14 protein-coding genes and 1 pseudogene are annotated in these 15047 nt (G+C 59.7%); 8 read left to right on the forward strand and 7 right to left on the reverse strand.

Annotation, left to right across the window (positions count from 1 at the left end; translation table 11 throughout):
• Positions 1 to 49: 49 nt before the first annotated feature.
• Entirely contained in the window at positions 50 to 670 is a 621-nt protein-coding gene (locus P6U16_RS10930; protein ID WP_277703745.1) for a transglutaminase-like cysteine peptidase, read from the reverse strand.
• A 225-nt stretch (positions 671 to 895) separates the two neighbouring features.
• Complete coding sequence (locus P6U16_RS10935; RefSeq protein WP_277703746.1) at positions 896 to 1699, reverse strand: alpha/beta hydrolase; 804 nt, start codon at positions 1697 to 1699, stop codon at positions 896 to 898.
• Between the two features lie 221 nt (positions 1700 to 1920).
• Between P6U16_RS10935 and infC the strand changes: the two genes are divergently transcribed.
• The 6 genes from infC (at position 1921) to pheT (ending at position 7833) form a co-directional block, all read left to right on the forward strand.
• Complete coding sequence (gene infC, locus P6U16_RS10940) at positions 1921 to 2457, forward strand: translation initiation factor IF-3 (RefSeq protein ID WP_277703819.1); 537 nt, start codon at positions 1921 to 1923, stop codon at positions 2455 to 2457.
• 206 nt (positions 2458 to 2663) lie between these two features.
• Positions 2664 to 2867 carry a 50S ribosomal protein L35 gene (rpmI, locus tag P6U16_RS10945; RefSeq protein WP_025425550.1) on the forward strand — a complete coding sequence of 68 codons (204 nt, stop codon included), beginning with the start codon at positions 2664 to 2666 and terminating at the stop codon, positions 2865 to 2867.
• Positions 2868 to 2903: 36 nt separating this feature from the next.
• Entirely contained in the window at positions 2904 to 3308 is a 405-nt protein-coding gene (rplT, locus tag P6U16_RS10950) for a 50S ribosomal protein L20 (RefSeq protein ID WP_277703747.1), read from the forward strand.
• Positions 3309 to 3396: 88 nt separating this feature from the next.
• On the forward strand, positions 3397 to 4233 hold the full coding sequence (locus P6U16_RS10955; RefSeq protein ID WP_277703748.1) for a serine/threonine protein phosphatase: 837 nt from the start codon (positions 3397 to 3399) through the stop codon (positions 4231 to 4233).
• 33 nt (positions 4234 to 4266) lie between these two features.
• Positions 4267 to 5352, forward strand: coding sequence for a phenylalanine--tRNA ligase subunit alpha (pheS, locus tag P6U16_RS10960; protein WP_277703749.1), 1086 nt, complete (start codon positions 4267 to 4269; stop codon positions 5350 to 5352).
• A 54-nt stretch (positions 5353 to 5406) separates the two neighbouring features.
• Positions 5407 to 7833, forward strand: a complete 2427-nt coding sequence (gene pheT, locus P6U16_RS10965) for a phenylalanine--tRNA ligase subunit beta (protein ID WP_277703750.1) — start codon at positions 5407 to 5409, stop codon at positions 7831 to 7833.
• A gap of 262 nt (positions 7834 to 8095) precedes the next feature.
• Here the strand turns inward: pheT and P6U16_RS10970 are convergent, their stop codons facing one another.
• From P6U16_RS10970 to P6U16_RS10980, 3 genes are all read right to left on the reverse strand, one after another.
• Positions 8096 to 9301, reverse strand: coding sequence for a hypothetical protein (locus P6U16_RS10970; RefSeq protein WP_277703751.1), 1206 nt, complete (start codon positions 9299 to 9301; stop codon positions 8096 to 8098).
• Positions 9282 to 9881 carry a hypothetical protein gene (locus tag P6U16_RS10975; RefSeq protein ID WP_277703752.1) on the reverse strand — a complete coding sequence of 200 codons (600 nt, stop codon included), beginning with the start codon at positions 9879 to 9881 and terminating at the stop codon, positions 9282 to 9284. The genes P6U16_RS10970 and P6U16_RS10975 overlap by 20 nt, the downstream gene beginning before the upstream one ends.
• A 958-nt stretch (positions 9882 to 10839) precedes the next feature.
• A complete protein-coding gene (locus P6U16_RS10980; RefSeq protein WP_277703753.1) occupies positions 10840 to 11832 on the reverse strand; it encodes an aldo/keto reductase in 993 nt (330 codons plus the stop codon).
• Between the two features lie 141 nt (positions 11833 to 11973).
• Here P6U16_RS10980 and P6U16_RS10985 point away from each other — a divergent pair, with 141 nt between their 5' ends.
• Positions 11974 to 12864 carry a LysR family transcriptional regulator gene (locus P6U16_RS10985; protein WP_277703754.1) on the forward strand — a complete coding sequence of 297 codons (891 nt, stop codon included), beginning with the start codon at positions 11974 to 11976 and terminating at the stop codon, positions 12862 to 12864.
• A 70-nt stretch (positions 12865 to 12934) separates the two neighbouring features.
• Positions 12935 to 13570, forward strand: a complete 636-nt coding sequence (locus tag P6U16_RS10990) for a hypothetical protein (RefSeq protein WP_277703755.1) — start codon at positions 12935 to 12937, stop codon at positions 13568 to 13570.
• Here the strand turns inward: P6U16_RS10990 and P6U16_RS10995 are convergent.
• A complete protein-coding gene (locus P6U16_RS10995; protein ID WP_277703756.1) occupies positions 13552 to 13995 on the reverse strand; it encodes a GNAT family N-acetyltransferase in 444 nt (147 codons plus the stop codon). The genes P6U16_RS10990 and P6U16_RS10995 overlap by 19 nt on opposite strands.
• A 67-nt stretch (positions 13996 to 14062) precedes the next feature.
• A pseudogene (locus tag P6U16_RS11000) lies at positions 14063 to 15012 on the reverse strand (aldo/keto reductase).
• Between the last annotated feature and the right edge of the window lie 35 nt (positions 15013 to 15047).

Raw genomic sequence — 15047 nt, forward strand, 5'->3', positions numbered from 1 at the left:
CAGAATGCGCCCTTGTGGGCGCATTCTGAAATTATCACATCCACCTAGATCAGTTGCCGACGGAGCCGACCAGAACTTCCGCGCCATTCTCGATCGTAACCCAACGGCCGGTGTTGACGGAAGCCTGGCGCTTCAGGAAACGATAGGGCGTCTCCGCCCAGATCTTCACCTGATCTTCGAGATTGTCGAGTATGAAATCACCCTGGGCAGTGCGCACGGTCAGCACGGCATGGCCTTCGCCGTCAGGCTTGCGCACGACGGTCATCAAAAGGTCCGAAGCCGAAAAGCCTTTTTCCATCAGGCGCTTGCGCTTCAGAAGAGCGATATCTTCGCAATCGCCGGCGCCATCAGGATAGGCCCAGACTTCGTCGCGACCGTAGAAATCCATGTCGGTAATCGGGGTGATCTCGTGATTGACGTCCGCATTGACCTCGCGAATGGTTTCCCAGCCGAAATCGGTGACCCGCGGCGCAACCGAGGACTTCGACTTGATCTGGCATTCGGATTTGAACTTCTGGCAGAATTCATAATGACCGATTGGCTGCGACGTCACGCTGCCGGTCTGCATGAAGAGGGATGTCGCGCTCGGAGCGGGAACAGCAGCGCCCGCCGATGCAAAAACGGCAGCGATAGCTGCAACGATCCCGGTAACCCCATTCAACTTCGACATCCACGTCCCCTGTGGCTCGGCTCAAAGGGCGTTCATGCCCCTGTCTAACGCCGGCAGTCTCTTCGGCTAGCGATGGCAGCTTGCTCGAACCCCGGTTCGGGCGCTGCTCTATTCGTTAACAAAGAGTTAATGACTTTGCGGGGTTTGAGTCAATCTTGAGAAATGGGGAATGATTTATATGGTTAAGATGTGCGGCAAAACCGCATCAACAGGCGTTCCGAGCCCTCAGGCCAGCCCGAGCATGGCGCTGATCGCCTCCTTGAGTTTGGCAATGTCCTGCGGGCGCGACAGCCGGTGATCGCCGTCGCGGATGAGTGTCATCACCACATCATCGGACGGCAGATGCTCCATCAATTTCAGTGCGTGTGGATAGGGCACGTCAGGATCGGCCATGCCCTGCAGGATATGCACCGGGCAGCCTGTCTCGATGATGCCGGACATCACCTGGTTCTGCCGACCATCCTCGATCAACGCGCGGGTGAAGATATTGGGCTCGGTGCTGTATTCGGACGGCTCCTCGAAATAGCCGCGCTCGGAGAGCGAACGCCACTCCGCGTCGGACAGGCTGGGCTCAATGAGATCGATCGTGAAGTCAGGTGCCGGCGCGATCAATACTAGACCGGTAACGCGATCCCCCTCGCCGCGCTTGCGCAGTTCGGCGATCACACGCAGCGCAATCCAGGCGCCCATAGACGAGCCAACGAAAAGCATGCGGCGGGCATCAACATGACCCAGCACCGCCAGGCTTTCCTCCAGCCAGCGCGAAATCGTGCCGTCGGCAAAGGCGCCGCCGGACAGGCCGTGGCCGGAATAGTCAAAACGCACGCAACCGGCCCCGATGGCGGCGGCGTGGCTTTCGAGCTCGACAGCCTTGGTGCCGGTCATGTCGGAACGATAACCGCCGAACCAGACGAGGCACGGCAGATCCTTGCTGGCGCCGGGAAGCACATACAGGGCGATCCGGCGCGGCGCACCTTCGCCTGAAACGTCGATATGGGAGAGCGTGGCGGCCGGATATGAGGTGGACATCGGCATTTCCTCTTCAAAAGCGACGTTTCTTTCCGATTTTCTTTCTAAAACAGATTCGTCACCTATCTGACAGGTGGTGATTTTCCAGAAGAGCTGTGCTATTGACACAGCCGCAGGAATTCAGACAGTGCAATCAACGGCAGATATCCGGCACTTTACCGGACAAAACGCCTATTGCTCATGACATCGACATATCGAAACAGCTCGAGGAGAGTACGACCATTCGCAGACCGTTCAAAACGGACGCCCCGACTAAAGACGGGCCCCGCTCAAACAAGGACATCCGGACTCCCCGGGTTCAGCTCATCGACGCCGAAGGCAACAACCAGGGCATCGTTCCCACGGATGAAGCCATCCGCATGGCGGAAGAGCTTGGCCTCGACCTTGTAGAAATCTCGCCGAATGCTGAACCGCCAGTCTGCAAGATCCTGGATCTTGGCAAGCTGAAATATTCGACACAGAAGAAGGCGGCCGAAGCGCGCAAGAAGCAGAAGATCATCGAGATCAAGGAGATCAAGATGCGTCCCAACATCGACACGCATGACTATGACGTGAAGATGAAGGCGATGAACCGCTTCTTCGAGGACGGCGACAAGGTGAAGGTGACGCTGAAGTTCCGCGGTCGTGAAATGGCCCACCAGGAACTCGGCATGAAACTTCTGCTTCAGGTCAAGGAAGATACCGTGGCGATTGCCAAGGTGGAAGCCGAGCCGAAGCTCGAAGGTCGTCAGATGATGATGGTGCTTGCGCCGAAGTAAGCAGCTTTATTTGGACTGATCGAGTCCATGCCGAAAAGCCGCCGCAGGGCGGCTTTTCTGGTTTTTGGAGAATCCCGTTGCACTTTTGAAGCGCTGCGGTTATAAGCCGCCGTCCGAACGGTCCGGCAGGGCATGCCGTGGCCGTTCTTTACGCTGGAGACGACCTCGTCAGTCGATCTCGATATCAAGAAAAATGGAGTAGCAAAATGCCCAAGATGAAGACGAAATCCTCTGCCAAGAAGCGGTTCAAGATCACCGCGACCGGTAAGGTCCGTGCAGCTGCCGCAGGCAAGCGCCACGGCATGATCAAGCGGTCCAACAAGTTCATTCGCGATGCGCGTGGAACGATGGTGCTGGCTGAGCCTGATGGCAAGAAGGTCATCAAGAACTACCTGCCCAACGGTCTCTGAGATCATCGGCTTTTGGATTATTAAGGAGATCATGAAATGGCACGCGTAAAACGCGGCGTGGCAGCCCACGCCAAGCACAAGAAGACACTCAAGGCAGCCAAGGGCTTTTACGGCCGCCGCAAGAACACCATCCGCGCAGCCAAGGCTGCTGTGGATCGTTCCAAGCAGTTCGCCTACCGCGACCGCAAGGTCAACAAGCGCAACTTCCGCGCTCTCTGGATCCAGCGCATCAACGCTGCCGTTCGCGAACATGGCCTGACCTATGGCCGTTTCATCGACGGCCTGTCGAAGGCTGGCATCGAAGTCGACCGCAAGGTTCTGTCCGACATGGCTATCCATGAAGCGGCAGCTTTCGGCGCGCTCGTTGCCGCTGCCAAGAAGGCGCTTGAGTATCTCAAGGACGCAGGCACCACCAATGAGTTTGAAAGCGCGGTCAAGTAAACCAGCGCTTCCCAACCTTTGATTTTAGTATTGGGAAACCCGCGCTGGCAGGGCTGGCGCGGGTTTTTCTTATGGGATGAGACAGGACGTGGACGATACAAGGCAGGGTGCCATACTGGTGCCCGAACTCAACGACAGCGATATTGCGACGATGCTGGCAGCGCTTGCCGGCGGGTCGCAGCGTGTCGAACGGGTTCAGCTGTCCGACCGCATCGTCTGGATCAAGCGCTATCGCGGATCCGGCCTGAGACTTGCCGCGCGATTGCAGGGACTTGCCGCCCGCATCACCGGCCGCACCATCCTTCGCCCGTCGCCAATCTTAAAACCCGAGGCAGCCATTGATCGCGAAGTCAGGCAGATTGCAGCCTTCAACCGCGCCGGATTCCTGACGCCCACTATCTTCTATCGCAGCAGGACCGCGCTGGTGCTTTCGCATCTGGGAACGCCCATCAGCAAGCAGATGGGACCGCTGAGGGCGGCTGATTCCGATGCCCATGATGCCTTGCTGGTCCGCTGCGCCCATGAACTTGGCCTGCTACATTCCGCGGGCCTCTGCCATGGCCGACCGCATCCGCGCGATTTCATTCTGGACGAAGGACGCTTTGGCTTCCTCGATTTCGAGGAGGAGCCGGCCGCCGTCATGCCGCTTGCGGTGGCGCAGGCGCGCGACGTCTGGCTGCTCTTCCTGCAGATCGCCAGCCGCTGCCTGAAGCCGGAAACACCCCAGCGCGCCTATACGGCCTGGAAGAATGCAGCGCCGAGCGAGGCGGAAGCAGCACTCCGCCAGGTCATGCCGCTATTTACAGGCTTTTTGCCGCTGGCGCGCTTTCTGCTGCGCCTGCGGCGCGGCCACGACCTTGTCCGCTTCATCGCGGCGACCGATTTCCTGGCGTCAGCCACCGGGGCGCAACCCCGAACTCACTGAACGACTTTCCTATTCCCGCATCGAGGCACAAGCATGAGCGAACTGGACACACTTGAACGGACCCTGATGGATGCGATCGCCGCCGCTGCGGACGAACCGTCGATCGAGGCGGTGCGCGTCGGCGCACTTGGCAAGAAGGGGTCGATCTCCGACCTCCTCAAAACCCTTGGCACGATGACGCCGGAGGAGCGCCAGACCCGCGGTGCGGCGATCAATGCGCTGAAGACGGTGGTGACCGAGGCGCTGACGGCGCGCAAGGCAGCGCTCAAGGATGCCGCGATCACGGAGCGCCTGGCACGCGAAACCGTCGATATCAGCCTGCCGGTCCGCTCCTCGCCGACTGAGCGCGGCCGCATCCATCCGATCAGCCAGATCGTCGACGAGATCACCGCGATCTTCGCCGACATGGGCTTTGCCATGGCCGAAGGCCCCGACGTCGAGACGGACTACTACAATTTCACGGCCCTGAACTTCCCCGAGGGCCACCCGGCCCGCGAGATGCACGACACCTTCTTCTTCCAGCCGGACGAGAACGGTGAACGCAAGGTTCTGCGCACGCACACGTCTCCAGTGCAGGTGCGCACCATGGAAGCGCAGAAGCCGCCGATCCGCATCATCATCCCCGGCAAGACCTACCGCCAGGATAGCGACGCCACCCATTCGCCGATGTTCCATCAGGTCGAGGGCCTCGTCGTTGATACCAAGGCGAATGTCGCCAACCTGCGCTGGGTGCTGGAGGAATTCTGCAAGACCTTCTTCGAGGTGGACAATGTGACGATGCGCTTCCGCCCGTCCTTCTTCCCCTTCACGGAGCCGTCCTTCGAGGTCGATATCCAGTGCGACCGCTCGTCGGGCCCGATCGTCAAGTTCGGCGAAGGCACCGACTGGATGGAAATCCTCGGCTGCGGCATGGTGCACCCGAACGTGCTGCGCGCCGGCGGGCTTGATCCCGACATCTACCAGGGCTTTGCCTTCGGCATGGGGCTCGACCGCATCGCCATGCTCAAATACGGCATGCCGGACCTGCGCAACTTCTTCGATGCCGATGTCCGCTGGATGACCCATTACGGCTTCCGCCCGCTCGACATGCCGACGCTGTTCGGCGGTTTGAGTGCGTAATCACAGAGATGTTTCCGGCCGTCAGGCCGCCTGTTTGACGAGAAGAGAAGACCGATGAAATTCACCCTCTCCTGGCTCAAGGACCACCTTGAAACCGATGCGCCCCTCGAACAGATCTGCGAGCGCCTGACGGCGATCGGGCTGGAGGTCGAGCATGTCGATGACAAGGCCGCCTACAAACCCTTCGTCATCGCCAAGGTCCTCACGGCGGAAAAACATCCGCAGGCCGACAAGCTGAAGGTTTTGATGGTCGATACCGGCATGGGCGCCCCGATCCAGGTCGTCTGCGGTGCGCCGAATGCGCGCACCGGTCTCGTCGGCGCCTTTGCGGCGCCCGGCGCCTATGTGCCGGGTATCGACGTGACGCTCTCCGTCGGCACTATCAGAGGCGTCGAGAGCCGCGGCATGATGTGCTCGGAAAAAGAACTGGACATGTCGGACAATCATGACGGCATTATCGATCTGCCCGACGACGCGCAGGTGGGCCAGAGCTTTGCCGCCTATGCCGGGCTGGACGACCCGATCATCGAGATCAACCTGACGCCGAACCGTCCGGACTGCACCTCGATCTACGGCATCGCCCGCGATCTGGCGGCCTCCGGCCTCGGCACGCTGAAGGCGCCGAAAGCACCGGCCTTCACGGTATCCGGTGAGACGCCCGTCAAGGTGAAGCTCGATCTCGGCGAAGACGCCCATCTCTGCCCCGGCTTTGCGCTTCGCCTCGTGCGCGGCGTGAACAATGGCCCGAGCCCGCGCTGGATGCAGCAGCGGCTGATCGCGATCGGCCTCAGGCCCATCAATGCGCTGGTCGATATCACCAATTACATGACCTTCGACCAGGGCCGGCCGCTGCACGTCTTCGATGCCGCCAAGGTCAAGGGCGATCTTGTGGTGCGCCGTGCCGTCGAAGGTGAGAAGGTGCTGGCGCTCGATACGCGCGAATACACGCTGTCACCGGCCAATGTCGTGATTTCCGATGACAACGGCATCGAATCGATCGGCGGCATCATGGGCGGCGAACATTCCGGCTGTGACGAGAACACCGTTGACGTGCTGATCGAATCGGCGCTCTGGGACCCAATGAACATCGCAAAATCCGGCCGGGCGCTCGGCATCATCACCGATGCCCGTTACCGCTTCGAGCGCGGCGTCGATCCGGAATACATGGTTCCCGGCCTCGAGCGCGCCACCGAACTGGTGCTGGATCTCTGCGGCGGCACGGCGGCAAAAGCCGATGTCACCGGTTATGCCGGCTATACGCCGAAGCAGGTCGAATTCCCGGTCTCCGAAGTCCAGCGCCTGACGGGCCTGACGGTCGGCGCTGAGGAAAGCATCGCCACCCTCAAGAACCTCGGCTTCGGCGTATCGGGATCGGGCGAAACGGTCAGCGTCTCCGTGCCGTCCTGGCGCCCGGATGTCGATGGCAAGGCCGATCTGGTCGAGGAAGTGCTGCGCATGCACGGCGTCGACAAGATCGCGCCGGCGCCGCTTGAAAGCCATGGTGCGGTCAGCGGCAAGATCCTGACGACGCTGCAGATCCGCACGCGCGTTGCCAAGCGGGCGCTCGCCTCGCGCGGCATGCTCGAGGCCGTCACCTGGTCGTTCATCTCCAAGGCGCAGGCCGAGCTTTTCGGCGGTGGCAAGCCTGCCCTTTCGCTGGCCAACCCGATCGCCGCCGACATGTCCGACATGCGGCCTTCGCTTCTGCCAGGCCTGCTCACGGCCGCCCAGCGCAATGCCGACAAGGGTTTTGGCGACGTGGCGATCTTCGAGGTCTCCGGCACCTATGAAAATGACACACCATCAGGCCAGCGCCGTGTCGCCGGCGGCATCCGCCGCGGCAATGCCTCGATGGCCGGTGCCGGCCGTTCCTGGTCGAATAGCCTCAAGGGCGGCGGCAAACCGGTTGATGTCTTCGACGCCAAGGCAGACGCCATTGCTGTGCTCGAAGCCTGCGGCGTGCCGATGGGCAATGTCCAGTTCGAGGCCGGCGGCCCGTCCTGGTATCATCCCGGCCGTTCCGGCACGATCAAGCTCGGCCCGAAGATCGTGCTTGGCCATTTCGGCGAATTCCATCCGAAGGTCTTGGAAGCGCTCGACGTCTCCGGTGCGCTCGCCGGCTTCGAAGTCTACCTCGACGCCATGCCCGAGCCGAAGAAGAAGGCCACCCGCACCAAGCCGGCGCTTGAACTCTCACCCTTCCAGGCCGTGAAGCGCGACTTCGCCTTCGTTGTCGACAAATCCGTCGAAGCCGGCGCGATCCTGAAAGCAGCCTCCACCGCCGACCGCAAGCTGGTCACCGGCGTCAACGTCTTCGACATCTTCGAAGGCGCATCGCTCGGCGAAGGCCGCAAATCGGTCGCGATCGAGGTCACGATCCAGCCCGTCGAGCGCACGCTGACCGACGAGGATTTCGAAGCTTTGACCGGCAAGATCATCGCCAATGTTGCGAAGACGACGGGCGGGGTTTTGCGGGGGTAAGTGGGGAATTTGGGGAGGGGCGATGTTTCGTCCCTCTCGATGTTCTGTTTGCTACTCACCGCCGTGTTATCGCGATGACAGCGGGGCACGCGTATGGCTGCACCAGAGCCGACATTGGCTTGGCTCAAGTGACTGAGCGATTTGGGGCCGTCTGCAGTCTGACTTTTCCCGAACGCAGGCGTACCGCCGCGCTTCGGCGAAGTCAGTCCCTAAGCGGACATCGTATGCAATACAAGTGGACGTTTGCCGCGAGATCCGTCAGCTATATTCGGCCCATAAGTTTTGCAACATCGCCTAGTGTCAGCGGACTGTCGGCTTTTGATTTACGAAAGTGGTTGCACAGAATTCCGTATCGGATACCGATCTCAGACACAATCTGATCTATGTCGGAGGCTTCTTCTTCTCTTTTCGCTCGACCAACAATAGTGGCTACCGCAGAACGATAATATTCTGCCAAGTTCAGGATGATTGACTCCAAGTAGGTGGGCATCCGACCTGCATGTACCAGTTGGTTCCTGGCGCGATACACCCGGTGAATTTGCCAACGAACACGGTCTGCGTGATCATCGATCGTGGCGTTCACAGCTTTGACGTTCTTGTAGTCACGTTGGAGTTTGAAAACCCTATGAAGGGCCAAAGGGTTCTCGGCGAGTAGCGTGCAAAGTTGCGCTTGATGTTGCTGGTTATCAGGGAGAAACACTAATTCCGCAAACGCCTCGTGGCCGTGGCTCTCGGTTTCCATCGACCGAGTCAACGTGTTTAATCGGCTACGATAACGTGGCAGCAGCTCATTGTAGACCGCAATAACTTGCCTTCTCGTGTGCCGCATTACGATGCAAGGCACTACTAATCTGGCATAATGCACAATACGCGCATCGTCCCGGGGCTCACTCAGCAACACCTCGATCGCCGACCAGAGGGAAATGAGCCGATTTTCTGGATTAAACGATGTGCGAGCAAGCGCCGCAGTCCGAATTGAACTGAGAAGTCTCTCAGTAGACGCTCCGTCGAAGTTTCGTGCAATGTCAGCTGCATAATTGCTGATCGTTCGGGCACGCGTGACCCGTTGAGGTCTCTTATTACCGGGTGACGTCGGCCGCTGCTTGTTCTCCAAGAAGTCCGCCTTCGTGATGGCACAACCGGATTTCGCGCGGTGAAGGGTGACATGCATCGTATCGCCCCACTCGCAGTGCATTCCGTATGGGTCGAGAAACGATATGGCCCTCTGAGCGCTTAGAAATTGATATGCAGAATTCATAGCACTGTGCGGGTCCAATGCTACCGCCGACCAACCAAACACTGTTGGCAACAATGCAGTGTTTGAGTTCTTCGTTAAAGACGCAGCGTAGGAATCAGCGTTGAGGCGCGTATGAACATCGAACTCAAGCCCACGAAGGTAATTCCCAAGGTCGCGTGTTACTCCCGCTTGCACGATGTATCGACGTTGCTTAGCTTCGAAGCAGTTCAAAAATTTCTCTAGTGTCTTTCTGCCCATGCGCACTACGGGGAAGAAAAAAACTATAATCTACCACTTCGCGGACATGATTCCGGTCATATCCCAAGTTGATCAGGTGACAACAATAAAACCCAACAAGCTTGCGGAAATCCATGCGCTTATCCGGCTTGTCGAACAATTCGAGCAGTAGGTGTTCGATCGTTTTCTTGTAATGTCCGCCTACCAGTTTTTGGATCAGCCGTAGGTGGGATGTGAAGTCTTCGAGAGAAAAGCTGGTCCCTAGCAGAGTAAGCAGGGACTCAATCTCGCCACCTGCGAGATTCCGGGCGGCGGGGTCTTTCTTTAATGACCACTTTAATTCCTCGACGATCGGCTCGAGTACCTGACGAGGTATGCGCTCCTGTCTAACGTCATGTAGCAATTCGAGAGCTTCGAATATTCGCGAATTCGTGTCGAGCGAATACACTCGGAAGCTCTCAAAAGTCGTAGGCGTTAACATTTCGCTCATCAGCTGAGCAAAAAGCAAAATCCCCCGGCTTCCGTCAGTATTCGGCCACTCATGCTTTGGTAGACGCACGACTTTCCCCTTCATTCAGTAATGCAAGCTATTCGTGCATGAGTGCGCCTTCAAGACCTTACGCATCGCCTCCCATCCATTCTCCAGAATTCATCGATTATTTTGCGGTTGATGTGCTTTTCCCGATCATTGGAGCGTCTGCAAGTGGCGCAAAGGGGCCACTGGGCTCTGCCTGGCATGTTTCCGCCACTGGCAGTGGTCGTCACGATGGCAACGGTAGGAATGAAGGCTCAAAGCAGCCGCAACATTCAACAGCGAACAAAAGTCTATTTGCAGAAGGCGGCATTGCGCCATTCACTCCCTCACCGCAAAAAATCATCCCCGTCCATCCCCGCCCCAAAACCCCGTCGCATAATGCTCCCTGTTTCCACCGCCGGAGTGTTTCGCGAGACGGTCGCGGGCAGGTGGGAGCCGGCGCCTCGTGCGCGGAGCCGTAACGTGCGGCTTGTGCCGGGGTGGTGTCTGCTGGGGGTGGGTTTCCTCCTCATATGTCTCCCCGGGCTTCCAAAAGCCCGGTTTGGGTCCGCCATGCAAGCAGGTTCTCCTGTGCAGCGAGGCAGCACAGGCATCTCAAGGGGCCGGAAGCCCTGAAAAACGCCGAAGGCCACGCAGATGCGGAGCCATATACTAAACCTTACCGAGGCCCCGCATCTGCGTGTGCTCTCCAACTGAAAGATTGAACCGTGCCGGCTTTCCGGTGCGGACGCTTCAGCGTGTTCTTTGAAAGAAAGCGAATGGGACGGGTGGGATTTTGTTTCACACGGCCCATCTCCATCCTCCGTCATGCCTGTCCTCGGGCTTGACCCGAGGGATGTCACAGGCATCCAGCCACCGCGCGTCGGCGCGGTGCGAGACAATTCAACACGCTGAAACGGGCCCTTGCGCCGCAGACGCGGCGCGCTGGATCCCGGAACATGTCAGGGATGACGGAGGAGGAGAGCCGCCAAAGGGCGGAGTGTGGTTTGCGACTACTTTACCGATTGGTCATGGCCTGCATCGCCTCGGTGTAGCGTGCTCCTGCCGCTGCTTCCGGGGTGATGATCGCACCGAGCGTCGCAAGCTCCTCCGGCGACAGGACGATGTCGGCAGCAGCCGCATTCTCCTCGATGTTGCGGATCTTGCGGGCGCCGGGGATCGGCACGATGAAATCGCCCTGGGCCAGCACCCAGGCCAGCGCCAGTTGCGCGGCCGTCACGCCTTTCTGGCTGGCGATCTCGCCGAGCTTGGCGACCAGTGCCGCATTGGCATCAAAATTCTCGCCCTGGAAGCGCGGCAGGCCGCGGCGCATGTCGTCGGCACCGAGATCATCCAGCGTGAGCTTGCCGGTCAGCATGCCGCGCCCGAGCGGGCTGAAGGGCACGAAGCCGATGCCGAGTTCACGGCAGGTGTCGAGCACGTTCTCCTCGGGCTCGCGTGTCCAGAGGGAATATTCGCTCTGGACGGCTGCGATCGGGTGCACCGCATGCGCCCTTCGGATCGTTGCAGCACTGGCTTCCGACAGACCGAGCGCGCGGACCTTGCCCTCCCGCACCAGATCGGCCATCGCGCCGACGGTCTCCTCGATCGGCACGTCGGGATCGACACGATGCTGGTAGTAGAGGTCGATGACGTCGATGCCGAGCCGTTTCAGCGACGCTTCGGCAACGGCCTTCACATTCTTCGGGCTGCTGTCGACACCGGTCAGTTGCTTGACAAGGCTGTCGGTGGTCGAGACGCGGAAGCCGAATTTGGTGGCGATCGTCACCTTGTCGCGATAGGGGCCAAGCGCCTTGCCGACGAGGATTTCGTTGGTGAAGGGACCATAGACCTCAGCGGTATCGAAAAAGCTGATGCCGATCTCGACGGCCCTGTGCAGCGCCTTGATCGAATCCGCTTCCTCCGCGCCGCCATAGGCGTGGCTCATGCCCATGCAGCCGAGGCCGATGGCGGATACGCTGAGCTCTGATCCGAGGTTTCGTTTTTTCATGGGTTAGTCCTTTCAGGAAATCGTGCAGGCCGGTAGTGCTTGCCTTTTCAGGCGCCGTGTCCGGCAGGTTGAAATCTAGCGCCCGCTTCATCGTTTGATAATGGATGCAAATCTCAACAGGTTGATCTATCATATAGAACAATGGACCGTTCTCATCTCGCCCAGCTTGCCGTCTTTTCCGCCGTTGCCGCCCATAGGAGTTTTCGTGGGGCGGCGAAGGAATTAGGCATCGCGCCGTCTGCGGTCAGCCACGCGGTCTCGCGGCTGGAGGAGCGCATCGGCGTGCGTCTGCTGTCACGCACGACCCGCAGCGTCGCGCCGACCGAAGAAGGCCGGTTGCTGCTCGAACGGCTGGGGCCGGCCCTGACGGAGATTGATGCGGCGCTGGAGGCCGTGACGGAAACCCGCAGCCGGCCAGCGGGGAATTTGCGCATAACGGCGCCGCGTTTCGTGACCGATATGCTGCTTGCGCCGCGCTTGGGCGAATTTCTGGGCCGCTATCCCGACATCACGCTGGAACTCTCGCACGAGGATGGTTTTACCGACATCGTTGCCGCCGGCTTCGACGCCGGCATAAGGCTTGAGGAAAGCCTGGAGGCGGACATGATCGCGGTGCGGATCGGACCGCTGCTGCGCGGCGCCGTCGTCGCGGCGCCCTCATATTTCGACGCAAGGGAAAAGCCGGCCCACCCGCGTGATCTCCTGCATCATCGCTGCATCCAGCGACGCTTTTCGAATGGCACCTTCTATGTCTGGGATTTTGAGAAAGCCGGTGAAAAAGTCTTCGTCCCGGTTCCCGGTCCGCTGATCCTCGATGCCGATCGCCCGACCATTGTAGCGGCCCTGGCGGGCGCCGGCATTGCCTATGTGTTCGAGATCAGGGTTGCGCAAGAGCTCGAAGACGGCCGCCTCGTGCGCGTTCTGGAGGACTGGTGCGAACCCTATCCCGGGCCATATCTCTATTACCCCAGCCGCCGCCAGATGCGCCCGGCGCTCAGGGCCTTCATCGATTTCTTCCGCCATTCGGATTGACTTCAGGCAGGGATCGGGTGGCGGGTCGCTCTTTCACCGCTACATTGTTTCTTTTCGGGGAGGGTTGCCGATGAGAAAGCCGCAGTCGATGCGCGGGCTGGAGGATCTGGGCCGGGTGCGGCTCTCGCAGAATTTCTTCCTGCGTGATTTCCTCCAATCGGAGATCGCCAGCATTCATGGCATGAGCAATGTGCCTGACGATCCGGCGCTTGCCATCGAAGCCGGAACGCGGCTGTGCGAAGAACTGCTCGAACCGCTGGAAGCGACCTTCGGGCGGCTGCACATCCGCTCCAGCTACCGGTCGCGGCAGGTGAATGCCTTCGGCAATATCAACAAGCTCAATTGCTCGACCAATGCAGCGAGCGCTGCCGATCATATCTGGGACATGCGCGATGCCGACGGCTGCATGGGTGCCACGGCCTCTATCGTCGTGCCCTGGGTCTGGGACCGGCGTCACACAGTCGGTGGCTGGCAGTCGCTCGCCTGGTGGATCCACGACCATCTGCCCTACGCGTCGCTGTGTTTCTTTCCCAAGCTCTTCGCCTTCAACATCCAGTGGCACGAACGGCCGAAGCGCGAGATCCGCAGCTATATCGAACCGAGGGGCCTGCTGACCAAGCCCGGCATGGCTAACCATGCCGGAAGCCATGCGGAATTCTATCCAGTTTATCCGGATCTGGCCGATTGTCAGAAACTCATCCGGTAGCGGACATGCCCATCGGGCTTGGTATAGTGATCGTAAAGCCGGCGCGCGGTGCTGTTGCCCTCGTCCGTATGCCAGTAGAGACGTGCCCAGCCTTTTGCCTTGGCCAGCGAAACCAGATCATCCAGGAGCGCTCGGCCGATGCCTTTCCCGCGGGCTGCCGCATCAAGGAACAGGTCTTCCAGATAGCAGACGGGATCCTTGACCCAGGTCGCATCATGGACGAGGCAATTGGCAAAACCGATGACGGTCTCACCCTCGGTTGCAACCCGCATGAACAGCGGCGCCGCAGGGTTCATCACCTTCGCCCAGGTCGCGGCCGTTACCTCCTCGCCGACATCGACTCCGTAGAATTCGACATAGGCGGCCCAAAGGCGGCGCCAATCGGCCTCATCGCTCGGCCGGGCATCGCGGATCTCAACAGTCATGCACAATCTCTCTATTTCAGGCAGGTAAAACATCTCGTGCCCTATTGCGCGAGACTTGGCAGCTATTCTAGTCACTGGCTTCATTGAGCAGGATCATCTGCTCGTCCGTAAGCGTCAGGTTCGCGGACTTCACCAGGCTCTGCAATTGGCCAAGGTTGGTTGCGCTGGCAATCGGCGCCGTCACCCCTTGCGGGCCATGACCCAGGCCAGTGCCACCTCTGCCGGCTTGGCCGTTAGATCGGCGGCAACGTCGTCAAGCGCACCGAGAATACGCATGCCGCGCCCATCCAGATATTTGCCGATATCCTCACCGCGCACCGACGCACCTAGATCCTTGTGCGAGCGATACTTGCCTGTCAGAAAGCCCGAAGCGAGGCTGTAATAGGTGATGACATCGATATCCTCGGCTATGCAGAGGTTGCGCAGGGGACCGTCGAAACCGCTGCGATCATAGAGATTGTATTCCGGCTGCAGCACATCGTAGCGCGGCAGGCCGGCAATGCGAGCAGCATCAAGTGCTGCCCGCAACTGGGCGGCATCAAGGTTGGAGCAGCCAATGGAGCGCACTTTCCCCTGGGAGCGCAGCCTGTCATAGGCGCCAAGCGTTTCCTCGTAAGGGGTCTCGGGATCGGGCCAATGGGAGAGATAGAGATCGATGGTGTCGATCTGCAGCCGGCGCAGCGAATCCTCGACGGCCTGCATGATCCATTTTTCCGACAGTCCCTTCTTGCCCGACCCCATGTCGGAACCGACCTTGGTGACGATCACGACATCGTCGCGGGACCGGCCGGAACGTTTGAGCCATTTTCCTACGATCGTTTCGGATTCACCGCCGCTGTTGCCGGGGGCCCAAGATGAATAAACGTCGGCCGTGTCGATCATGTTGAAGCCGGCATCGAAAAACGCGTCGAGCAGATCGAACGAGATTTTTTCATCGGCGGTCCAACCAAAGACGTTGCCGCCGAATACCAGCGGTGCGATCGAAAGGCCGGTGCGGCCCAGTTTGCGCTTTTCCATCGGATGTCTCTCCTTGATGAAAGATAGGAATGGCC

Origin of the sequence: Rhizobium sp. 32-5/1 (assembly GCF_029537235.1) — a bacterium.
Classification (GTDB): domain Bacteria; phylum Pseudomonadota; class Alphaproteobacteria; order Rhizobiales; family Rhizobiaceae; genus Pararhizobium.